This window comes from Micromonospora sp. WMMD998, from assembly GCF_029581235.1.
Classification (GTDB): Bacteria; Actinomycetota; Actinomycetes; order Mycobacteriales; family Micromonosporaceae; genus Micromonospora.
In genome coordinates, this window is record NZ_CP120740.1 from 4,098,452 (window position 1) to 4,119,017 (window position 20,566).

At 74.0% G+C, this 20,566-nt stretch carries 26 protein-coding genes; 12 read left to right on the top strand and 14 right to left on the bottom strand.

The features are described from left to right. Nucleotides 1-5 precede the first annotated feature (5 nt). The 4 genes from O7619_RS18655 to O7619_RS18670 all read right to left on the bottom strand — a co-directional run bounded on the left by O7619_RS18655 (nucleotide 6) and on the right by O7619_RS18670 (nucleotide 2,481). Nucleotides 6-425 carry a nuclear transport factor 2 family protein gene (locus O7619_RS18655; RefSeq protein WP_282282275.1) on the bottom strand — a complete coding sequence of 140 codons (420 nt, stop codon included), beginning with the start codon at nucleotides 423-425 and terminating at the stop codon, nucleotides 6-8. A 243-nt stretch (nucleotides 426-668) separates the two neighbouring features. Next, the gene (locus tag O7619_RS18660; RefSeq protein ID WP_282282277.1) at nucleotides 669-1,127 is read right to left on the bottom strand and encodes an HNH endonuclease; all 459 of its coding nucleotides are present in this window, start codon (nucleotides 1,125-1,127) and stop codon (nucleotides 669-671) included. 93 nt (nucleotides 1,128-1,220) lie between these two features. Next, entirely contained in the window at nucleotides 1,221-1,529 is a 309-nt protein-coding gene (locus O7619_RS18665) for a hypothetical protein (RefSeq protein WP_282282278.1), read from the bottom strand. A gap of 133 nt (nucleotides 1,530-1,662) precedes the next feature. Next, complete coding sequence (locus tag O7619_RS18670; protein WP_282282279.1) at nucleotides 1,663-2,481, bottom strand: TIGR04222 domain-containing membrane protein; 819 nt, start codon at nucleotides 2,479-2,481, stop codon at nucleotides 1,663-1,665. Nucleotides 2,482-2,594: 113 nt separating this feature from the next. Between O7619_RS18670 and O7619_RS18675 the strand changes: the two genes are divergently transcribed. The 5 genes from O7619_RS18675 (at nucleotide 2,595) to O7619_RS18695 (ending at nucleotide 5,189) form a co-directional block, all read left to right on the top strand. Continuing rightward, nucleotides 2,595-3,083, top strand: coding sequence for a GNAT family N-acetyltransferase (locus O7619_RS18675; RefSeq protein ID WP_282282280.1), 489 nt, complete (start codon nucleotides 2,595-2,597; stop codon nucleotides 3,081-3,083). 91 nt (nucleotides 3,084-3,174) lie between these two features. After that, nucleotides 3,175-3,741 (top strand): isochorismatase family protein, encoded by a 567-nt coding sequence (locus tag O7619_RS18680; protein ID WP_282282281.1) that lies wholly within the window; start codon nucleotides 3,175-3,177, stop codon nucleotides 3,739-3,741. Nucleotides 3,742-3,823: 82 nt separating this feature from the next. After that, nucleotides 3,824-4,351 (top strand): DUF2087 domain-containing protein, encoded by a 528-nt coding sequence (locus tag O7619_RS18685; protein WP_282282282.1) that lies wholly within the window; start codon nucleotides 3,824-3,826, stop codon nucleotides 4,349-4,351. Beyond that, nucleotides 4,326-4,682 (top strand): GNAT family N-acetyltransferase, encoded by a 357-nt coding sequence (locus O7619_RS18690; protein ID WP_282282284.1) that lies wholly within the window; start codon nucleotides 4,326-4,328, stop codon nucleotides 4,680-4,682. Before O7619_RS18685 ends, O7619_RS18690 begins: the two co-directional genes overlap by 26 nt. Before the next feature lie 72 nt (nucleotides 4,683-4,754). Beyond that, on the top strand, nucleotides 4,755-5,189 hold the full coding sequence (locus O7619_RS18695; protein WP_282282286.1) for an Hsp20/alpha crystallin family protein: 435 nt from the start codon (nucleotides 4,755-4,757) through the stop codon (nucleotides 5,187-5,189). Nucleotides 5,190-5,194: 5 nt separating this feature from the next. Here O7619_RS18695 and O7619_RS18700 read toward each other — a convergent pair whose 3' ends face one another. Beyond that, entirely contained in the window at nucleotides 5,195-6,214 is a 1,020-nt protein-coding gene (locus O7619_RS18700; protein ID WP_282282287.1) for a YafY family protein, read from the bottom strand. A gap of 82 nt (nucleotides 6,215-6,296) precedes the next feature. On the opposite strand from O7619_RS18700, the gene O7619_RS18705 reads away from it, so the two are divergent. Continuing rightward, a complete protein-coding gene (locus O7619_RS18705; RefSeq protein ID WP_282282288.1) occupies nucleotides 6,297-7,283 on the top strand; it encodes a tyrosine-type recombinase/integrase in 987 nt (328 codons plus the stop codon). A gap of 84 nt (nucleotides 7,284-7,367) precedes the next feature. On the opposite strand, the gene O7619_RS18710 is transcribed toward O7619_RS18705, so the two are convergent. Both O7619_RS18710 and O7619_RS18715 read right to left on the bottom strand, forming a co-directional pair. Then, nucleotides 7,368-8,468 carry a hypothetical protein gene (locus O7619_RS18710; protein ID WP_282282289.1) on the bottom strand — a complete coding sequence of 367 codons (1,101 nt, stop codon included), beginning with the start codon at nucleotides 8,466-8,468 and terminating at the stop codon, nucleotides 7,368-7,370. Between the two features lie 188 nt (nucleotides 8,469-8,656). Beyond that, entirely contained in the window at nucleotides 8,657-9,028 is a 372-nt protein-coding gene (locus O7619_RS18715) for a VOC family protein (RefSeq protein ID WP_282282291.1), read from the bottom strand. A gap of 123 nt (nucleotides 9,029-9,151) precedes the next feature. On the opposite strand from O7619_RS18715, the gene O7619_RS18720 reads away from it, so the two are divergent. Next, nucleotides 9,152-9,610 carry a hypothetical protein gene (locus O7619_RS18720; protein WP_282282293.1) on the top strand — a complete coding sequence of 153 codons (459 nt, stop codon included), beginning with the start codon at nucleotides 9,152-9,154 and terminating at the stop codon, nucleotides 9,608-9,610. Between the two features lie 4 nt (nucleotides 9,611-9,614). On the opposite strand, the gene O7619_RS18725 is transcribed toward O7619_RS18720, so the two are convergent. The 3 genes from O7619_RS18725 to O7619_RS18735 all read right to left on the bottom strand — a co-directional run bounded on the left by O7619_RS18725 (nucleotide 9,615) and on the right by O7619_RS18735 (nucleotide 12,579). Then, the gene (locus O7619_RS18725; RefSeq protein ID WP_282288877.1) at nucleotides 9,615-10,223 is read right to left on the bottom strand and encodes a thymidine kinase; all 609 of its coding nucleotides are present in this window, start codon (nucleotides 10,221-10,223) and stop codon (nucleotides 9,615-9,617) included. Between the two features lie 177 nt (nucleotides 10,224-10,400). Next, nucleotides 10,401-11,792, bottom strand: a complete 1,392-nt coding sequence (locus tag O7619_RS18730; RefSeq protein WP_282282294.1) for an MFS transporter — start codon at nucleotides 11,790-11,792, stop codon at nucleotides 10,401-10,403. A 19-nt stretch (nucleotides 11,793-11,811) separates the two neighbouring features. Further along, nucleotides 11,812-12,579 (bottom strand): glycerophosphodiester phosphodiesterase family protein, encoded by a 768-nt coding sequence (locus tag O7619_RS18735; protein WP_282282295.1) that lies wholly within the window; start codon nucleotides 12,577-12,579, stop codon nucleotides 11,812-11,814. Between the two features lie 88 nt (nucleotides 12,580-12,667). Between O7619_RS18735 and O7619_RS18740 the strand changes: the two genes are divergently transcribed. Then, nucleotides 12,668-13,138 (top strand): helix-turn-helix domain-containing protein, encoded by a 471-nt coding sequence (locus O7619_RS18740; RefSeq protein WP_282282296.1) that lies wholly within the window; start codon nucleotides 12,668-12,670, stop codon nucleotides 13,136-13,138. Continuing rightward, nucleotides 13,131-13,499, top strand: a complete 369-nt coding sequence (locus O7619_RS18745; protein ID WP_282282297.1) for a DUF4180 domain-containing protein — start codon at nucleotides 13,131-13,133, stop codon at nucleotides 13,497-13,499. Before O7619_RS18740 ends, O7619_RS18745 begins: the two co-directional genes overlap by 8 nt. Nucleotides 13,500-13,506: 7 nt before the next feature. On the opposite strand, the gene O7619_RS18750 is transcribed toward O7619_RS18745, so the two are convergent. Next, entirely contained in the window at nucleotides 13,507-14,277 is a 771-nt protein-coding gene (locus O7619_RS18750) for a lysophospholipid acyltransferase family protein (RefSeq protein ID WP_282282299.1), read from the bottom strand. Nucleotides 14,278-14,437: 160 nt separating this feature from the next. On the opposite strand from O7619_RS18750, the gene O7619_RS18755 reads away from it, so the two are divergent. The 3 genes from O7619_RS18755 (at nucleotide 14,438) to O7619_RS18765 (ending at nucleotide 18,414) form a co-directional block, all read left to right on the top strand. Next, nucleotides 14,438-15,850: a cytochrome ubiquinol oxidase subunit I gene (locus O7619_RS18755; protein WP_282282300.1), complete on the top strand. Its 1,413-nt coding sequence runs from the start codon at nucleotides 14,438-14,440 to the stop codon at nucleotides 15,848-15,850. 12 nt (nucleotides 15,851-15,862) lie between these two features. Then, nucleotides 15,863-16,861 carry a cytochrome d ubiquinol oxidase subunit II gene (gene cydB / locus O7619_RS18760; RefSeq protein WP_282282302.1) on the top strand — a complete coding sequence of 333 codons (999 nt, stop codon included), beginning with the start codon at nucleotides 15,863-15,865 and terminating at the stop codon, nucleotides 16,859-16,861. 89 nt (nucleotides 16,862-16,950) lie between these two features. Continuing rightward, nucleotides 16,951-18,414 carry a hypothetical protein gene (locus tag O7619_RS18765; protein ID WP_282282304.1) on the top strand — a complete coding sequence of 488 codons (1,464 nt, stop codon included), beginning with the start codon at nucleotides 16,951-16,953 and terminating at the stop codon, nucleotides 18,412-18,414. Between the two features lie 12 nt (nucleotides 18,415-18,426). Here the strand turns inward: O7619_RS18765 and O7619_RS18770 are convergent, their stop codons facing one another. The 3 genes from O7619_RS18770 to O7619_RS18780 form a co-directional block, all read right to left on the bottom strand. Further along, nucleotides 18,427-19,116 (bottom strand): hypothetical protein, encoded by a 690-nt coding sequence (locus tag O7619_RS18770; RefSeq protein WP_282288878.1) that lies wholly within the window; start codon nucleotides 19,114-19,116, stop codon nucleotides 18,427-18,429. Between the two features lie 64 nt (nucleotides 19,117-19,180). Next, nucleotides 19,181-19,639: a peroxiredoxin gene (locus tag O7619_RS18775; RefSeq protein WP_282282306.1), complete on the bottom strand. Its 459-nt coding sequence runs from the start codon at nucleotides 19,637-19,639 to the stop codon at nucleotides 19,181-19,183. A 45-nt stretch (nucleotides 19,640-19,684) separates the two neighbouring features. Next, complete coding sequence (locus O7619_RS18780) at nucleotides 19,685-20,518, bottom strand: patatin-like phospholipase family protein (protein WP_282282308.1); 834 nt, start codon at nucleotides 20,516-20,518, stop codon at nucleotides 19,685-19,687. Nucleotides 20,519-20,566: the final 48 nt, after the last annotated feature.

Consider the following 20,566-nt stretch of genomic DNA (forward strand, 5'->3'; position numbering starts at 1 on the left):
GGGCCTCAGCGCTCGCCCGCGCCGCCGGCAAGCGCCGCCATCAGGGGCAGCGGGTTGATGTAGTCGCGGTACGACACGACCTGGCCGTCCCGGACCCGGAACACCGCGATCACCGTCTGCTCGAACGGCGCGCCGGTCGCGACGACGGTGCCCACCGCCTGGTATTCCACGACGACCACCTCGGGGTCGGTGGTCTCGTGCGTCACCACGTCGCGGTGCTCGTCGAAGGTGATGAGCGTCCCGGCCGTCTCGGTCAGGTGCCGGCGGATCTCCGCGCGCCCCCGCACCCGCCCGGGCACGCCCGCGGGTCGGAACGGCCACTCGATGTATCCGTCCGGGGCCATGGACGCCACGAACGCCTCGACGTCCTGCTCGCGCCCCGCGCGCAGGACCCGATCGACGACCTCCCGCGACGACGCTGTCATCGATGCCTCCTTCGTGGATCGGTCGACGGGTCAACCGTAGTGCCGCTCGCGGCCGGCGGGTGTCCCCCTATTAATGGATTACCGTTAACGAAAATCCGCCAAATGCCTGTGGCGAAAGCCGCAAATCGGGTGCGCACCATAATGACAGTTCTTGTGCGTAATGGATTGGGCTGGTGTAGCCGTAGGACCGGCAAGGCGGCCGTGCGCTGACACGAGGTGGGCCGGCAGTTGCCCGGCGCGCACTCAGACCCGATAACCAGCCTTGGCCGCCGCCACCTCGGCGGCACGCCGCTCACGCCAGCGCCGCTGGGCGTCACTGTTGCAACGCCGGCACGCCGTCCGGAACCGCCCGGTTGCCGGGTCGATCTCCCGGCTGTGCCCGTTGCGACACGTCGGCTGCTGCTGACGCTCCCGGCAGTTGTCGGCGTGGCTGAGCTGACGCAGGTGGGTCGGCTCGACGCAGTCGAGGACACCGCAGTCGTGACGCACGTCGAGATCGGGCCGGTAGCCGCCGACGAAGACCGCGTACGCCGCCACGTGGGCCCACGCCCGACCGGCCAGCTTCTGGTGGACGCCGCGCCGGCTGCCGTAACCACGCACGACGAGGCAGCCGCTGGGTAGTCGCTGTGACCGCGCCAGCAGGTAGGCCCGCAGCGACTCCTCGGTGAAGTGGCGGGACAGCCCGGTCACCTGAGAGAGCATCAGGTGAGCATAGGCAGCGCCACCTCGGCGAGGTGGCGTCGATCATGGGCCGGTGGAGCCGGCCCCGAACCCGGGGGCGGCTCCACCGGCGGGTCAGCGTTGCGTGCGGTCGTCGATCTCGGTGCCCGACTCGCCGGGCCGGGCGCCGATCGCCTCCTCGGCGGCCCGGCCGCCGGTGCTCTCGTCACCCTGCCGCAGGGAGCTGCGGGGCAGTCCGGCCAGGTGCGCCGGATCCTCGATCGGCTGGTCGGGCCAGTCGTCCTGGGTGCCGTCGGCCAGCCCGGCCCGGCGCAACACCTCGACCAGGTCGTCGTGCGACAGGCGCTCGGCATCCGAAATCCCGGCCCCATGCGCCATCGACTGCAGCGTCTTCAGGTCTTCGCTCGCGAATGTCTCGGCCATGCCGGAGCCTTCCCGGCGTCCAAGGCAAGGAAACCCACCCCGGGCCCGGACCACCCGTACGCTTTGTCACGCGGTGGGTGTTCCTGGGCCGGGATCGGGCCTGACAGGAGAAAACCTGTACGCGGCGGTCCGCTCACCGGCGGGCGGGTTTGCGCTCCGGGCGGGGACGACCGCGTTCCGGGTCGACGCCGACCTGGACGGCGAAGGCCGGATCGACGGCGAGCAGCGGCCGGGGGCCGAACAGCGCCATCGCGGTCAGCAGCGCGTCGGTGTCCCGGCCGGCCCAGGTGGGACGGCGTTCGGGGTCCAGGTCGGCGTGCTCGCGGCGTAGCCGGTGCAGCAGCCGGCGGGCGGCGGCGCCGGTCTCCGGCACCTCGGTCAGCCACCAGCCGCCGAGCGCGGTGGCCAGGCAGCACAGCAGCAGCCCGGCGACCGAGGCCGGACCGCCGGCGGTCCGGCCTTCGACGGCGCTGTCCAGCAGCCGGGTCACGCCGGCCGCGGCGACCAGGAACAGGGGCAGGGTGCCCAGGGCGACCCGCCGCCGTTGGGCGCGGGTGAGCAACCAGCCGTCGCGGACCAGCCGGCCGACCATCCGGCGCAGCGCCCGGCCGACGTCGGGGTCGGCGAGGACCGCGGCCCAGGTCTGCGGGTGGCGCAGCGCGGTGTGCAGGGCGCGGACCAGGGCGGCCGGCCGGGGCGGCGGCGGGCCCTCGACGTGCAGGGTGGCGAGTTCACCGACGGTCACCCCGCCGGCGCGACGCAGCGCGGCCACGCCGACCTGGCAGGCCAGTAGCGCCCGGTCGGTGAGGTACGCCACCTCGACCCGGTCGGGTGTCGCGCCGCGGGTCCGGCGGCCGGTCGACTCGCGTACCGCCAGGGCGACCGCGACGGCCACGGCGACCGCGCCCAGGTAGTCGAGGAGGAAGACCGGCCCGCTGACACCCCAGAGCATGGCGACAAGTATGGCCCGCGGTGATCGGCAGGCGTGCCGGACCGTGGTGTCGCCGGCCCGGGTGGTCGCAAAGCGGTGGCGCGGTGCTCCCGGCCGACGTTAGCGTGCCGGGGATGCGCATCCGCGACTGCACCGACGCCGACTGGCGGCACATCTGGCCGATCGTCGAGGACGTCATCACCGCCGGCGACACCTTCGTCTACGACCCGGCGTGGACGGCCGAGGTGGCGCGCGGGGTGTGGATGGAACGCCCGCCGGGGCGTACCTCGGTGGCGGTCGACGACGACGGCACGGTGCTCGGCACCGCGAAGATGGGCCCCAACCGGCCCGGGCCGGGGTCGCACGTGGCGACGGCGAGCTTCATGGTCTCCGCCGCCGCCCGCGGCCGGGGCGTCGGCCGGGCGCTGTGCGAGGACGCGCTGGACTGGACCCGCCGGCAGGGTTTCGCCGCGATGCAGTTCAACGCCGTGGCGGAGACCAACACCGCGGCGATGGCGCTCTACCTGCGGCTGGGCTTCACCGTGGTCGGCACCGTGCCGGAGTCGTTCGCCCACCCGACGCGCGGTCGGGTGGGACTGCACGTGATGCACCGGTTCCTGTGACTGGCCCCGGCGAGCGCGTCCGAGCCGGTCGGAAAGTGTCGGGGGCTCCGGTTAGGTTCGCCCGGACGACAGCCGCCGAAGGAGCCTCGCCATGACCACCCTCACCGACCGCCCGCACACCGCCCTGTTGGTCATCGACGTGCAGAACGGCGTGGTGGGCGACGCCCACGACCGCGACCGGGTGGTCGCCAACATCGCCGCCCTGGTCGACCGGGCCCGCGTCGCCGGCGTCGCGGTCGTCTGGGTGCAGCACCGCGCCGAGCACCTGCCCGCCGACAGCGAGCCGTGGCAGATCGTGCCGGAGTTGACGCGCCGCGACGGCGAGCCGCTGGTGCACAAGACCTACGGCGACTCGTTCGAGGGCACCGACCTGGAGCAGGTGCTCGCCGCCGCGCGCGTGGGTCGGCTGCTCGTGACCGGCGCGCAGACCGACGCCTGCGTCCGCTCGACGTTGCACGGGGCGTTCACCCGGGGCTACGACGCCACCCTGGTCGCCGACGCGCACACCACCGAGGACCTGTCCGCCTACGGCGCGCCGCCGCCGGCCCAGGTCATCGCGCACACCAACCTCTACTGGGGTTTCCAGAGCGCGCCGGGTCGCACCGCGGGCACGGTCGACACCGCCGACGTCGACTTCGCCGCCACGGTCCCGGCCTGACCTGCCACGGTCCCGGCTCGGCCACCGCCCGCCCGGCGAAAACGCCTGGCCGTCCCCGGGGGCCGGTGGCAGGCTGCCGGTCATGACCGCTCAAGCTCTGGCGGGGGCGCTCGCCGACGAGCGCCGCCGCGTCGTGTTCGCCGCGATCGCGCTCGGCGCCCGGGACGTGCCGGCCGTGGTGGCCCGCACCGGCCTGCCCGCCCGCGACGCCGCCACCGCCGTGCGTCGACTCACCGACGCGGGCGTGCTGGTCGACGACGCCCCCGGGCTGCGGGTCGACGGTGACCGGTTGCGCGAGTTCGCCCGGGCCGGCGCGGCGGCACCGGCGGCACCGGCGGCCGACCCGCGCGAGGCGATCCTGCGCACGTTCCTGCGCGACGGCGCGCTGACCCGGTTGCCCGCGCAGCGCGGTCGCCGCCGGGTGCTGCTGGAGCACATCACCGCGCGCAGCTTCGAGCCGGGGCGGCGCTACCCGGAGCGGGCGGTGGACGACGCGCTGCGTCCCTGGTGCGCCGGCGGCGAGGCCGACCACGTGACGCTGCGCCGCTACCTGATCGACGACATGCTGCTCAGCCGCGAGCACGGTGTCTACTGGCGGACCGGCCCGTGACCGGCTGGCCCGCCACGACGACCGGCTCGCCGGGTGCGCGGGGTTGCGGTGGCGGCCGGGCTGGGCCGAGCTGACCCGGCTCTACGTGCGCCCGGCGCACCGGGGCGCCGGGGGCGGCGCCGCTCTGCTCGCCGCCGTCGAGGGGCACGCGGGTGACGCCGGGGTGGGCCGGATCCGGCTGGACACCCGCTCCGACCTGGTGGAGGCAGGCGCCCTGTACGCCCGGCACGGTTATCGGGAGATTCCGGCGTTCCACACCGGCCCGTACGCGCAGCACTGGTTCGAGAAGCCACTGCCGGCGCGGCTTGACGGCGTGGCGACGCCGCGCTAAAACAGAAACGGAAGTTGAGTCACCTCGACTCAACAAGAGACCTTGGGCCAGGAGAACCGAGGAGGCAGAGCCATGTTGATGCGTACCGACCCGTTCCGTGAGATCGACCGGATCGCCGAGCAGTTCTTCGGCACCACCGCCCGCCCGGCGGTGATGCACCTGGACGCCTACCGCGACGGCGACCACTTCTACGCCGCGTTCGACCTGCCCGGCGTCGATCCGGACAGCATCGACTGCACCGTCGAGCGCAACGTGCTGACCGTCCGCGCCGAGCGGCGCCGGCCCACCGGCGAAAAGGTCGAGCTGGTCGCCGCCGAGCGGCCGATGGGCACGTTCACCCGGCAGCTTTTCCTGGGCGACACGCTCGACACCGACCGGCTGGAGGCCGGCTACGACAACGGCGTGCTGACGCTGCGCATCCCGATCGCCGAGCGCGCCAAGCCGCGCCGCATCACGGTCACCTCACCCGCCGAGAGCAACGGCCACCGGCAGCTCACCACCGCGTGAGCGCCTCACGCCGACGCGGGAGACGCCGGAGCGCCGGCCGCCCCCGCGTCGGCGTCGGCGTCGGCAGGATAGAGCCGGGTCAGCGCCCGCGCGGTCGCGGCGAACCGGTCGCGTAGTTCCGCCGGGGCCAGCACCTCCACCTCCGCGCCGAGCTTGAGCAGCTCGGCGTGGGCGTGGCGCACCGACTCGATCGGCACGGTGGTCTCCAACCAGCCGTCCGGTCCGGGTTCGCCGGCCGCCGTGCGGGCCGCCCGGCTCATCTCCGGCGGGAAGACGTACGGCATGAACTCCAGCGCGGCGGCGGTGAGCCGGATCCGCGCCCGGTCGCGGTAGACGTCGCGTTCGTACCGGGCGGTCCACTCCCGCCAGTAGGCGGCCAGGTCGAACCCGTCCGGTCGCTCGTACCGCTCGTCGGTGACCGCCGCGTCGAGCACCGCGCCGACGCGGTAGGTGCGTAGGTGGTCCCCGCAGCGGGCGACCAGATACCACCGCCCGGCCTTGAGCACCACGCCCAGCGGGGCGACGAGGCGGGTCACCTCCCGCGGGGCGCGCCAGCGCCGGTAGCGCAGCCGCACCAACCGGTCGTCCCACACCGCGCCGGCGAGCGTGGCCAGGTGCGGGGTGGCTTCCGGATGGCGGAACCAGCCGGGCGCGTCCAGGTGGAACCGCTGCCGGATCCGGCCGCTGCGGTCGGCCAGGTCGTCCGGCAGCGCGGCGCGCACCTTCAGCTCGGCGGCGGCCACCACGGAGGCCAGGCCCAGCTCCGCGGCGGGACCGGGCAGGCCGGCGAGGAACAGCGCCTCGGCCTCCGGGCCGGTGAGCCGGGTCCGGTAGCCCTCCACCAGGCGGTAGCCGCCGGCCGGGCCGCGGTCGGCGTACACCGGGACGCCGGCGGCGCCGAGCGACTCGACGTCGCGGTAGACGGTCCGCACCGACACCTCCAGGGCGTCGGCGAGTTCCTGGGCGGTCATCCGCCCCCGGGTCTGCAGGAGCAGCAGGAGGGAGACCAGCCGGCTGGCGCGCATCCGGTGACGGTAACCCGCGTCGGGAATCCGGCGGCGGCGCGCCTCGTCGCGAAACGCGCCGCCGACTGAGAACCTTTCTCACATGCTGCGTCCCGAGGTGCTTTCCCGCGCGCGCCCCACCCTGCCCGGCGGCCCGGCCGACTTCACCGAGGCGTGGCTGCGCAACCGCCGCCTGTCCGAGCACACCCGCGACGCCTACCGCCGGGACGTCACCGGTTGGCTGCGCTGGTGCGCCGAGCGCGGGCTGGAGCCGCTGCGGGTCACCTTCCTCGACGTCAACGCGTACGGCCGGGAGTTGGAGGCCACCCCGAGCGGGCGCGACGGCCGCCCGCTCACCCCGGCCACCGTGGCCCGCCGGCTGTCCGCGCTGTCGAGCTGGTACGACTTCCTGGTGAAGCTGGGCGCGGTGCCGGCCAACCCGGTCGCCGCCGCCGACCGGCCCCGGGTCGACCGGGACCACTCCGCCACCGTCGGGCTGAGCCCGGACGAGGTCGACGCGCTGCTCGCCGCCGCCGAGGCCGACACCGGCCCGACCGCCGCCCGCAACCGGGCCGTCGTCGCGCTCCTGGCCGACCTGGGGCTGCGGGTCGGCGAGTTGGTCTCGCTGAACCTGGCCGACCTGGGCGCGGAGCGCGGGCACCGCAGCGTCCGTTTCGTCGGCAAGGGCGGCAAGGTACGCCGCCGCGCGCTCACCCCCGGCACCGCGTACGCGCTCGACGCCTACCTGGCCGACCGGGCCGCCGCCCAGGGTGTGACGGTGCCGGAGTTGACCGGTCCGCTGCTGGTCACCTCCTCCGGCGGGCGGCTGGACCGGCACGCCGTGTTCCGGCTGGTGCGCCGCCTCGCGCAGACCGCCGGGATCGCCGCCTGGGCGCGGTTGTCGCCGCACTCGCTGCGGCACGCGTTCGCCACCACGGCCCGCTCCGAGGGGGTGCCGCTGGAGGACGTGCAGGACGCGATGGGCCACGCCGACCCGCGTACCACCCGCCGCTACGACCGGGACCGGCACAACCTGGACCGCGACCCGGCGTACGCGATCTGGGCGGCCCGGGCCCGCCGGCGCGGATAATCCGTTGGCGGCAAGACCGGAGCACCGGGGCGCCGGCTGTCGGCCGCCCCGGTGCTCCGGTCAGCCGGGATCCCGGCCGGCCGATCAGAAGTTGGTCGTGAAGTTGTACAGCACCAGCGCGGTGTCGTCGAAGTACGGCGACGCCACCCAGGTCGCCCGGTCGGCCCGGCTGTTGATGCCGTTGACCAGACCCCACTGCCCGTCGTAGTTGATCAGCCACGAGCCGCCGCTCGCCCCGCCGGTGAAGTTGCACGGGGTGATCTTGATGGTCTGCGTCCACACCGCCGGGTTCTCCTGCACGGAACTCGCGGCGCACTGCTTGAGTCGGCGGCCGTTGAACGGCGCCTCCGCCGGGTAGCCGAACGCGTTCATGAACTGGTTCACCCCGGCGTTGACCCACAGCCCCTGCGAGCCGTACCGGTTGATGTGCTGGCCGCCCTGCGTGCCCATGACGGCCACGGCCATGTCCTCGGCGAAGTTGGAGTCGTTGATCCACGCCGTCATGGTCCACAGTCCCGTCGCGGCCCAGGTGCCGAGCGGACGCGGGTTGGCCGCATCGCCGTTGTACGCCGGGACGAAGGTCCAGTTCGAGGCCAGGGTGCCGCCCCGGCCGCCGTGGATGCAGTGCCCGGCGGTCCAGACCTCGTTGCCGGCGGCCGTGTTCACGATCGTGCCCGAGCAGACGTAGTTCCTGCCGTCCATGGTGAAGAAGACCTTGCCGGCCGTGAACGCGGTCGGGTGGCTGGTCGGCAGGTTGGGGTCGGTCGCCTGGGTCCCCATCCCCCCGGTGGTGGCGCCGCGGCCGGGCGGGACGATCAGCTCCTGGCCGCTGTTGCGCGGCGCGGGCGCGGACTTGAGGCCGGCCTGCGGCACCGTCAGGGCCCGCCGGTACTGCTCGGACTCCTCGACCGGGCGCGCGGCGCGCATCCGCGCCGGCGTCCAGTACGCGGCCAGCACCGCGTCGCGCGACAGCCGGTGTCCCGCCGCCGCCTCCGCCGCCCGCGTCGCGTCCGAGGTGACCGTCGGGGTGAAGCCGGTGATCCCGGCGGCGGCGGCGCGCGCGTCGGCCACCGCGTCGCGTCCGGCCGCGTCGGCCGCCGGCCCGACGACCAGCACGGGTACGACGACTGAGGCGATCGCCAGGGCCCGAAGGGCCCCTCGTGATCCGGTCGACCAGAGCGTCATCTGTGGGGTCCTCCCTGTCGCGGGGCGCCGCCTGCCGCAGCGCCTCTGCGTACCGAGACCCTGGGCCCTGCGGGCGTTCGGAAGGGCCGATCATGGACACGGCTGGACACCGCTGGACAGCAGCGCGCCCCGGCCGCTGGTGGGCCGGGGCGCGCTGCGGGCCGCGGTCGCCCGCCGGCATCGCGGAGTCAGTCCCGGCGGCGGGGGGACAGGCAGAAGGGCTGCCCGATCGGGTCGAGCAGCACGGTCCAGCCCGCGCCGCCCGGCTGGAACTCGGGCCGTGTCGCGCCGGCGGCCAGCAGATCCTTCTCGGCCAGCGCCACGTCGTCGACGACGAGGTCGAGGTGGTAGCGCTTGGCGCCGGTCTCGTCCGGCCAGGCCGGGGGCGCCCAGCCGGGCACCAGGCCGAAGCCGATCGAGGTGCCGCCGGAGACGATCATGGCGTACTCGGCCTGGCTGTGGGTGATCTCCCAGCCGAGGGCGTGGGCGTAGAAGGCGGCGTGGGCGGCCGGGTCGGCGCTGTCCAGGTTGACCATCGCGAGGTCGGCGTGTGTCGTCATGGCGGGCAGTCTGCCGCCGGTACCTGCCATCTGCTGTCAGGTACGTTCGGCGGATCACGGCGCAGGGTCGGGCGCGCCGCAACCGCCTGCGGGCCGCCCGCCGGTTGCCTACCGTCGGTGGTGATGGGCAGGGAGCAGGTGTGGCACCGACCGGCCCGGCGCCGCCGGCCGCTGCGCGCCGGCGCGCTGGCCGCCGGCCTCGGGCTGGGCACCTGCCTGATCGGCGTGGCCGGCCTGGCGGTGTGGAACGCGCAGGTGGTGTTGCAGGCCGGCGGGCCGGTGCGGGAGGCCGCCGACGGGTTCTTCCGCGACGTCGCGGCCGGCGACACCGACCGGGCGTACGAGCGGCTGTGCCACGACGCGCGGAGCCGGTGGAGCCGGGCCGGGTTCGGCAGTTGGGTGCGGACCCCGCCGCTGGTCAGCGGCTACGAGATCGTCGACGTGTCGGTGAGCACCCGCGCCGGCCGCCCGCGCGCCACGGTGGTGGTGCGACTCAACCGCGACGGCGGCGGCAGCGAGGAACGTGAGCTGCCGGTGGTGTCGGAGGAGGGCGGCTGGCGGGTCTGCGGGGATCCGTTCTAGCCGCTCAGGCGCGGGGGCCGAGGTCCCCGGAGCGGTAGTGTCGCCGGCACAGCACCTGGTAGCGCACGTCGGCGGTGTCGGCGGTGTCGCCGATGACGACCTGCGCGCCCTCGCGGGCCACCCGGCCCTGCACCACCCGGGCGTTGAGCAGGCCCTCCCGGCCGCACCAGCACAGCACCTCGACCTGGATGCGGGCCACCTCGTCGGCCAGTTCGAACAGTCGCTGCGCGGCCGGGAAGAGGCAGGAGCGGAAGTCGGTGGCCAGGCCGAAGGCGTAGACGTCGACGTCGAACCTGTCGACCAGCTCGGCCATCTGCTCGATGTGCTCCAGGTCGTAGAAGGACGCCTCGTCGCAGATCAGGTAGTCCACGCGTACCCCCTCGGCCCAGGCGGCGCGGACCAGGTCGCGCAGGTCGAGGCCGTCGGTGACCTCGATGGCCTCGTGGGCCAGGCCGATGCGGGTGGTGACCTGCGGGCCCAGCGACCGGTCGATGCGGGTGGTGACCAGGCCCCGGCGGCCCTGCCGGGCGTGGTTGTAGTTCATCTGCAGGGCCATGGTGGACTTGCCGCAGTCCATCGGCCCCCAGAAGAACTTCAACGCGGCGGCGTGCAGCGGACGGCCGTCGACGCCCCGCGCGGCGGCGCAGCCGCCGGCGCGGTCGTCGCCGGGCCCCGGTAGGGGGCGGGCCAGGCAGGTCGGGGCGGCAGCGGCGTCGTCGGTCACGTCGGGGCAGCCTAGCCGATCGACGCCGCTGCATCGGGGCCGCGATGATCCACCGCGGGGTGGGTCTCAGAGGACCCGGGGCGGGGTGTTGCCGGCGGCGATGATGGCCCGACGCATCGGCACGGCGGCCAGCAGCGCGAAGCCGACCACGAAGAAGATCAGCAGGGAGACCAGGCCGACCCGGTAGGACGAGGTGAGCTGGAAGACCAGGCCGAAGGCGAGCGGGCCGAGCCAGCTCGTGCCCTTGTCGCTGATCTCGTAGAAGCCGTAGTACTCGCCTTCCCTGCCGGCGGGGATGAGCTGGCTGAACAGGGAACGGCTCAGCGCCTGGCTGCCGCCGAGGACCAGGCCGATGCAGCCGCCGAGGATCATGAACGGCACCGGGGCCTCGGCGGGCAGCCGGAACGCGGCGATGATCACCCCGGTCCAGAGCACGAGCGACAACAGCACGGTCTTCCAGGCGCCGATCCGCCTGGCCAGCGCGCCGAGGGCGAGCGCGCCGCCGAAGGCGAGGAACTGCACCAGCAGGATGGTCACGATCAGCGTGCCCTGTTCCAGCCGCAGTTCCTCGGTGCCGTACTGGCTGGCCAGGGTGATGACGGTTTGGATGCCGTCGTTGAAGACCAGGAAGGCGAGCAGGAAGAACAGCGTCAGCGGGTATGTCTTGATCTCCCGCAGGGTGTGCCCGAGCTGCCGGAACCCGTCGGTGAGCACGGTGCCGCCGCCGTGGCGGGCCGCGGCGGTGGGGTGTTCGCGCAGCCACCGCAGCGGCAGCAGGGTGAACGCGGCCCACCACACGCCGGCCGACACGATCGACCAGCGGGCCAGGTCGAGGGTGCGCTGCGGGTTGCCCTCCTCGCTGAGCATCGTGACCGCGACCAGGTTGAGCGCGAGCAGCACCCCGCCGCCGAGATAGCCGATGGCCCAGCCGCGGCTGGAGATGCCGTCGCGGTCGTCCGGGCCGCCGAGTTGCGGCAGGAACGAGTTGTAGACCACCACGGCGGCACCGAAGGAGATGTTCGCGACCAGGAACAACGCGCCGCCGAGCAGGTACCGCTCGCCGGTGACGAACGCGAACGCGATGGTCGCCCCGGCGCCGGTGAACGCGGCGGCGGCGAGCAGCCGCTTCTTGTGCGCCGACCGGTCGGCGATCGCGCCGACCACGGGCAGCACGAACACGGTGAGGAAGACCGACAGCGAGATCAGGTACGGGTAGTAGGAGCCGGCGGCGACGCGGATGCCCAGCGGGTGCACCACGCCGTCGCACGTGTCGGCGCCCAGCTCGCAGCCGGCGGCCAGCTCGGTGACGGTGGTCAGGAACGGCCCGAGGAAGACCGTGATGACGGTGGTCTGGAACGCGGAGTTGGCCCAGTCGTAGAAGTACCAGCCGGTGCGTTCGCGGCGGGTGCTGCCCGGCGGCGTGGGTTCGACGACGACGGGGGTGACCGGATCGGCCATCGGGGCGGTCCTCGGGGGTTCAGGCGGCCCAGTGGCCGCGACTGCGGTAGACGTCGCGGAGCACGCCGACGTGATCGGTCATGATGCCATCCACACCGAGGTCAAGTAAGTGGTGCATCTGGGTGGGTTCGTCGATCGTCCAGACGTGCACCTGCAACCCGATCCGGTGGCAGTAGGCGATCAACCGCCGGTCGACCACCGGGATCCGCCCGTAGGAGACCGGCACCTGGGCGGCGACCACGGACGGCGGCAGCCGCAGCGCCCGCCCGTGCAGGGACGCCATCCGCAGCCGGGCCACGCCGCGCATGCCGAGGCCGGTGGCGACCGTCGGCCCGGCCAGCGCCCGCAGCCGGGTCAGCCGGGCGTCGCTGAACGAGGCCAGCAGCACCCGCTCGCCGGCGCCGGCCCGCTCGACCGCGGCGACGGTGGGCTCCACCCCGCCGTCGGCCTTGACGTCGACGTTGAACCGGACCTGCGGCCAGGCGCCGAGGACGTCGTCGAGGCGGGGGACCACGGCGGCGCCGCCGACCCGCACCGAGGCGAGGTCGGCGAAGCGCAGGTCGGCGATGCGGCCGGCCTCGCCGGTGACCCGGCGCAGCGTCGGGTCGTGGAAGACCACCGGCACGCCGTCGGCGGTGGCGTGCACGTCGGTCTCGACGTACCGGTAGCCGAGGGCGACCGCGCGGGCGAACGCGGCGGCGGTGTTCTCGTCGCCGTCGGCCGCGCCGCCGCGGTGGGCGAAGGCCAGCGGCGCGGGCGCGTCGAGGTAGCCGTGACGAGGCTGCACGCCGGCAGTATGCCGGCCCGGGATGACGCCCGGATGGCCAGCCGACGAAATTCCCTATCATTCCCCGTTGTGCTTACCATAGGGTGTGATGGGTAACGACATGTACTCGGTGGAGCAGGTCGCGGAGCTGCTCGGCCTGCACGTGCGCACCGTGCGCGGCTACATCCGCGCCGGCCGGCTGCGCGCGGTGCGCATCGGCAAGCAGTACCGGATCGCCCGCGCCGACCTGGACGTGCTGACCGGCCGCCCGGCGACACCCGCGCCGCCGGCGGCGGAGGTGTCGAGCATCGTGGCGCTCGACGGTGTCGACCGGGCCGCCGCCGACCGGCTGGCCACGCTGGTGCTGGCCGGCGTCAACACCCACCCCGACCCGGACCGCCCGCTGCGGGTGCGGACGGTCCACGACGAGGAGCGTCACCGCATGACGATCGTGGTCCTGGGCGACCTGGCCGCCACCGCCGACCTGCTGCGCCTGCTCGACGCCATGCTCGACGGCGGCAACGACCTGCTCCGCGACGGCACCGGCCCGCTCGCGGGGGAGGAGGCCGACCGTGGCTGACGAGCTGGTCGAGCGCATCGGCGTCCCGGTGCTGCTCTGCGACCCGGATGGCCCGCCGATCGCCACCGAGGCCGACGCGCTGGACCTGATCGGCGCGGCGTTCGCCGGCGCGACGGTGGTGGTGGTGCCGGCCGAGCGGCTCGACCCGCGGTTCTTCGCGCTCGGCACCCGCTTCGCCGGTGAGGTCATGCAGAAGTTCGTCAACTACCGGCTGCGCCTGGCGGTGGTCGGTGACATCTCCGCGCACCTGGCCGCGAGCGGCGCGCTGCGGGCGCTCGTCACGGAGTCCAACCGGCACGACCAGGTGTGGTTCGTGTCGGACCTGGCCGCGCTCGACGACCGGCTGCGCGCCGCCGGCTGAGCCCGGTTCAGCCGGCGCGGTGGCGGCGGTGGGCGCGGCTGGGGTCGCTCGGGCGGCCGGGGTCGACGTGCCGGGGCAGGTCGGGCTCGTGCGGGCGCAACGGAACCAGGTCTTCGGTGATCGCGTCGATGATCCGGTCGGTGGCGTGGCGAGCCGCGCCCGGGGCGTCGTGGCGCAGGTCGGCCAGGGGGACCGGGGCGCCGAAGTGCACCCGGATGACCGGCCGGCGGCGCAGCGCCCGGGCCAGGCCGCGCAGCATCCCCTTCGGGGCGCGGTAGGGCAGCACCTCGTGCGAGCCCCACTGGGCGACCGGGACGACGGCGGCGCCACTGGCGAACGCGAGCCGGGCCGCGCCGGTCTTGCCCCGCTCGGGCCACATCCCGGGGTCGAGCCCGATGCGGCCCTCCGGATAGACCAGCACCACCGAGCCGCCGGCGACCGCCGCGGCGGCGACCTCCAGCGAGCGGTGCACGGCGGTGGTGCCGCGGTCGACGCGGATGTGCCCGGCGCGGCGCATCAGCGGCCCGATCACCGGGGCCCGGAACAGCCCGGCGGTGGCCATGATGCGCGGCGCGACGCGCCGGACCCGGCAGGCGGCCGTGAGCACCACCGGGTCGAACGGGCTGATGTGGTTGGCCGCCAGGATCAGCGGCCCGTGGCGCAGGTCCGCCGGCACGTCGCCGGTGACCTCAAGCCGCCCGATCAGCGCGACGGCGGCGCGGGCGAGCGTCTGCGCGCCGCGCCACAGCAGCGGCGCGCGCCAGGGGGAGGTGTCCATCAGTGCTGGATGGTAGATCCCCGCCCCCGCGACGGGCCCTCCGGCGGGGTGATCAGGGTCATTGGTCCCGGGTCGGTTCGGGTCGTGCGGCCCTCACGTTTCCCCTACGACGGCGAGTAGTATTTACTACGTCTTGTAGTACAGAAGCTGGGGGTTACAGGTGGACGCGTTGGACGTCGCCCGCTGGCAGTTCGGTGTCACCACCGTCTACCACTTCTTGTTCGTGCCGCTGACCATCGGCCTGTCCGTGCTCGTCGCCATCCTCCAGACGATGTGGCACCGCACCGGCAACGAGCGCTACCTCAAACTCACCAAGTTCTACGGCAAACTCTTCCTCATCAACTTCGCGATGGGCGTGGTCACCGGCATCGTGCAGGAATTCCAGTTCGGCATGAACTGGAGCGACTACTCCCGCTTCGTCGGCGACATCTTCGGCGCGCCCCTCGCGATCGAGGCGCTCGTCGCGTTCTTCCTGGAGTCCACGTTCATCGGCCTGTGGATCTTCGGCTGGGACCGGTTGCCCAAACGGCTGCACCTGGCCGCGATCTGGGCCGCCGCGATCGGCACCAACCTGTCGGCCTACTTCATCCTCGCCGCGAACTCGTTCATGCAGAACCCGGTCGGCTTCCGGATCAACCCCGACAGCGGACGCGCCGAGCTGACCGACTTCGTCGCCGTGCTCACCAACAAGGTCGCCCTGATCACCTTCCCGCACACCCTCGCCGGATCGTTCCTGGTCGCCGGGTCCCTCGTGGTCACCGTCGGACTGTGGCACGTGATGCGCAACCGCGACAGCGCCGACACCGGCGCCTACCGCTTCGCCACCACGTTCGGCGCCTGGGTGGTGCTGGTCTCCTCGGCGCTCGTCGTGCTCACCGGCGACATCCAAGGCAAGATCATGACCGAGGTGCAGCCGATGAAGATGGCCGCCGCCGAGGGCCTCTACACCACCGAGAGCCCCGCCTCGTTCTCCGTGCTCACCGTCGGCAGCCTCGACGGCAGCCGCGAGGTCTTCGCCGTCAAGATCCCCTACCTGCTGTCGTTCCTCGGCACCGGCGACCCGCACGGCACCGTGCAGGGCATCAACGACCTCCAGGCCCAGTACGCCAGCCAGTACGGCCCCGGCAACTACGCCCCGATCATCCCGGTCACCTACTGGAGCTTCCGCTTCATGATCGGCTTCGGGTTGGCCGCCGCCGCGATCGCCCTGCTGGTGCTCTGGAGCCAGCGCAAGGGCCGCACCCCCACCAGCAAGTGGCTGCTGCGCGCCGGCCTGGTCATGCCGGTGCTGCCGCTGCTGGCCAACTCCTTCGGCTGGATCTTCACCGAGATGGGCCGCCAACCGTGGATCGTCTTCGGCGAGATGCTCACCCGCAACGGCGTGTCCCGCAGCGTCTCCCTGACCGAGGTGCTCACCTCCTTCACCGCCTTCACCCTCATCTACGCCACCCTCGCGGTGATCGAATTCAAGCTGCTCATCCGCTACGCCCGCGCCGGCGTACCCGATGCCACCCCGCAACCCACCGACGACGACACCGACGACGCGCAGCGTCCGCTCGCGTTCGCCTACTGACCGGAGCCCACCGTGGAACTGACCACCGTCTGGTTTCTCCTCGTCGCCGTGCTCTTCACCGGCTACTTCATCCTCGAAGGCTTCGACTTCGGCGTCGGGATGCTGCTGCCCGTGCTCGGCCGCGACGACCGGCAACGCCGCGTCCTGATCAACACCATCGGCCCGGTCTGGGACGGCAACGAGGTGTGGCTGATCACCGCCGGCGGCGCCATGTTCGCCGCCTTCCCCGAGTGGTACGCCACCCTGTTCTCCGGCTTCTACCTGCCGCTGCTGCTCATCCTCCTCGCCCTGATCGCCCGCGGCGTGGCCTTCGAATACCGGCACAAGCGCCCCGAGGCGACCTGGAAACGCCGCTGGGACCGGGCCATCTTCTGGGGCTCGGCGGTGCCGGCCGTGCTGTGGGGCGTCGCCTTCGCCAACATCTTCCGCGGCGTACCCCTGTCCGCCGACCACGAGTACGCCGGCGGCCTGCTCGACCTGCTGCACCCGTACGCGCTGCTCGGCGGCCTGACCACCCTCGGCCTGTTCGGCACCCACGGCGCGGTGTTCCTCGCGCTCAAGACCACCGGCGACATCCGCGACCGCGCGGGCGCCCTCGCCGTCAAGCTCGGCGCCGGCACCGCCGTCGCGGCGGTGGCGTTCCTCGGCTGGTCGCTGACCATCCGCGCCAGCGCCGCCGCCGTCGTGCTCGCCGTCGGCGCCGCCCTCGCCCTGCTCGGCGGCCTGGCCGCGGCGAGGGTACGCCGGGAGGGCTGGGCGTTCACCGGCACCGCGCTGGCCATCGCCCTGGCCGTGGCGACCCTGTTCGCCGCGCTGTTTCCGAACGTGCTGCCCTCCACGCTCGACCCGGCCGGCACGCTGACCGCCACCAACGCCGCGTCCACCCCGTACACCCTGAAGATCATGACGTGGGTGGCGGTGGTGTTCACCCCGATCGTGCTCGCCTACCAGGGCTGGACGTACTGGGTGTTCCGCAGGCGGATCGGCGTGGCGAACATCCCACAACACTGAGCGTCACGCCGCCCGCCGGGCCCCGGACCCCGGCGGGCGGCGGCTATGCTTCCCGCCGACCAGATCCCGCCGCACCCCGAGGACACCGCATGCCGTCAGCGGCCGTCGACCCGCCACCCGAGTCGCCGCGCCGGTGGCATCCCCGGCACCTGCCGCTGGCCGTCCTGCTCGCCGTCTACCTGGCCGCCCGGCTGCTCATCCTGGCCCGCTTCACCGTCTACACCTCCGTCGACAGCACCTCCTACGCCGACCGGCCCGGCAACACCATCGACCTGCTGTCGTTCACCGGCCACGCCCCGCGCCCCTGGGGCGTGCCGCTGCTGTACGCCCTGGCCGGCTCCGACCGCGCCGGCACGACCGTCCAGTGGGGGATCAGCACCCTGGCCTGGTCCCTGCTCATCGCCGCCGCCTGGCTGCTGCTGCGCACCCTGCCCGCGCGCCTCGCCGCCGCCGCCGCGCTCGTCGGCCTGGCCCTGACCCGGTCGGTCTACCCGTGGGACCACGCCGTGCTGTCCGAGTCGCTGTCCATCAGCCTCGGCGTCGCCGCGCTGGCCCTGCTGGCCATCTGGGTACGCACCCGGTCCCGGGTGGCGCTGGGCGCGCTGGTCCTGGCCACCCTCTGGTGGCTTTTCACCCGCCAGGACGTGCTGCCGTACGTGCTGCTGCTGCTCGTCGTGCTCGCCGGCTACGCGCTGCTGCGCCAATACCGCCGCGCCGCCCTGGTCGCCGTGGCGGTCCTGCTCGGCGGCCTGGCCTGGAACGCCACCACCGTCGGCGCCACCGACGACAGCTACCGGGCCTGGTACTCCGGGCTGAGCCTGTCCGAGGCGACATTCCTGTACCGCCTGCGCTTCCAGATCCTCAACGACCCGCAGGTCGCCCGCGCCTACCGCCAGGATCTGGGCATGCCCCGCTGCGCGCCGGCCGAGCGGATCGCCGCCGGCACCCCGTGGCAGATGACCGAGTTCATCGCCGCCTGGCGCGGCTGCCCCGACCTGGTCGACTGGACCGACCGGGGGAAGGGCACCGTCGCCTACCGGTACGCCCTGGCCCACCCGCGGCACGCCGCCGCCACCACCGGCGAGGTGCTGCCCGCCCTGCTGGGCGGCACCACCGGCCGCTACGCCAAGCCGGTCGCGGCCCTACCGGCCCTCCCCGAGCGGGTCTTCTTCCCCGACCCCGACCGGGTGCTGCCGGTGACCGGCCTGATCGTCGTGCTCGCCGCCGCCGTCGGCGCGCTCACCCGCGGGTTCCGGCGGGCCCGCTGGACCGCCGCCGCCGGTGGGCTGCTCGTGGCCGCCAGCACCGCCAGCGCGGTGGCGGGCACGCTGTTCACCGCCGGCGAGTACGCCCGCTTCGGCATCCAGGAAGCGGTGCTGCTGCGCGTCGGGCTGATCCTCCTCGTGGCCGCCACCATCGAGGCGGCCGTGACGGCGGTCGGGCAACGACGCGCCACCGCCCACCGCGAACCCACCGCCACCACGCCGGACCCGCCCGCCGAGGAGGACACGCCGACGGCGCAACCGCCGGCCGTGGCCCCGGCGCACCCCTGACCGACCGCCCGCTCAGCGGGCCTCGCGCAACTCCGCCAGCCGCGCCTCGATCTCCGCCAGCTCGGCGCGCAGCTTCTCCGCCTGCTGCTCCGCCTCGGACCGCTCGGCGGCCAGGATCTGCTCCACCGCCTCCTGCACCCCCGGCACGTCCACAAGCGCCACCATCCGCAACGCCTCGGCCGGCTTCACCACGTACGGCCGGGCCAACGCCTTCGCGCCCTGCTGCGCGGCGACCGTCCACTCGCCATCGCCGTAGGCCAACGTCACCGTCAACCCGGGCGGGGTCTTCGGCTTCGCCGCCTTGACCGCCCGCTTCGCCGGCTTCGGCTCCGCCGGCTGCTGCTCCCGCACCTGCTGCTCCTGGCGCAGCGCCGGCACCCGCGGCGTGTCCAACACGAACTCCGGCTCCGCCACCGCCGGCGGCTGCTCCGGCTCCGGCTTCGCCTCCACGGCGGCGGGCCGCCGCCCGGCGCCCTTCGGCGCGACCGCCACATCGGCGGGGGAGAAGGGCAACTCGTCGCGGCCGAACCGCACCACCACGAACTCCTCCGACGCCGCCGGGTCGGTCAACTCCACCACCTGCCCGAGCTGCCCGGCCATCTGACCGGCCGCCTCGGTGAACACCACCCGTGGCTTGCGGCCCGCCGCCAACGACTCGCGGATCTGCTGTACCTCGTCAGTGGACAACCCCTGGACCGCCATCACGCCCTCTTCCGTACACCTGTGTGACGCACCTTGATACCAGCCGGCTGCGACAACGCGAAGATCAGCCCCCGAGCGCCCGCAACGCCGCGTCGGCGTGCTCGTTCATGCTCACCTCGCTGTGCACCACGGCCAGCACCCGCCGGTCCGCGCCGATCACGAACGTCATCCGCCGGGTGCTCAACGCGCCCAACGGCAACCGCCGCCGCACCCCGAACGCCGCCGCCACCGCCCCGTCGACGTCGGACAACAGCGGATAGTCGAACCCGTGCCGGGCGGCGAACTCCGCCTGCCGATCCACCGGATCCCGACTGATCCCGACCCGGGACGCGCCCACCGCCGCGAACTCCGCCGCCAGATCCCGGAAGTGACAGCTCTCCGCCGTGCACCCCCGGGTCATCGCCGCCGGGTAGAAGAACACCACCACCGGCCCGGCGGCCAGGAACTCCGACAGCCGCCGCGGCGTGCCCGTCTGGTCCGGCAGCGTGAAATCCTCGACCAGGTCACCGACACCCACACCCACCGCGTACCTCCCACGCCTCGCCACCGACCCGGTGAGCCTAGGCGATCACGCCCAGACCGCCGCGACCTCGTCGGCCACGGCCGTGGCCTGCGCGAACCCGGCCCGCGCCGACGCCGGCCGCCGCGTCGGGTCCAGCACGTTACGACCGATCGCCGCGCGCGCCGCCCGGTCCGGCGCCACCACCGCCACCCGCGCCCCCGCCGACCGCAACGCCGACACCTGCGCCGCCAGCCGCGGCATCGGCCCGACCGCGGCGCTCGTCGGCGCCAACACCACCACCTGACCGGCCCCGGCGGCCAGGTCCGCGTTCACCGGCGACCGCACCCCGCCGTCGACGTAACGCCGGCCGTCGACCGTCACCGGCGGCCACACCCCGGGCACCGCGCAGCTCGCCCCCACCGCGTCGACGAGCGACACCCCGCTGCCGGCGTCGAAGACCACGAACCCACCCGAGGCCGCGTCGACCGCGGTGACCAGCAGCCGCCGCGCCGGCCACTCCCGCGCCGGCAGCCGCGCCGCGATCACCGCCCGCCGCGACTGCTCCGACGGGGTACGCGCCGCCAACGCCAACGCGCCCACCCGCGCCCGGGCCCGCGCCGCGTCCCGACCCCGCGCCCCGGCCCACGCCCAGCGGGCCAGCACCCCCAGACCGAGCCGGGCCGGCACCTCGTCGCGCGGCGGGCGCAACTGCGCCGCGTACAACTCGGCCAACGGCACCCCGGAGCAGACCTGTGCGCCGACCACCGAACCCGCCGACGTGCCCACCACCAGGTCCGCCTCGTCCAGCGGCACCCCCCGCGCGGCCAACCCGGCCAGCAACCCCAGCTCCCAGGCCACCCCGGTCACCCCGCCGCCGCCCAGCACCAACGCCCGCCCCATGTGACAGTCCTCTCCGTTCCCGCTGGTCCCGCCCACGGTAACGTCGCC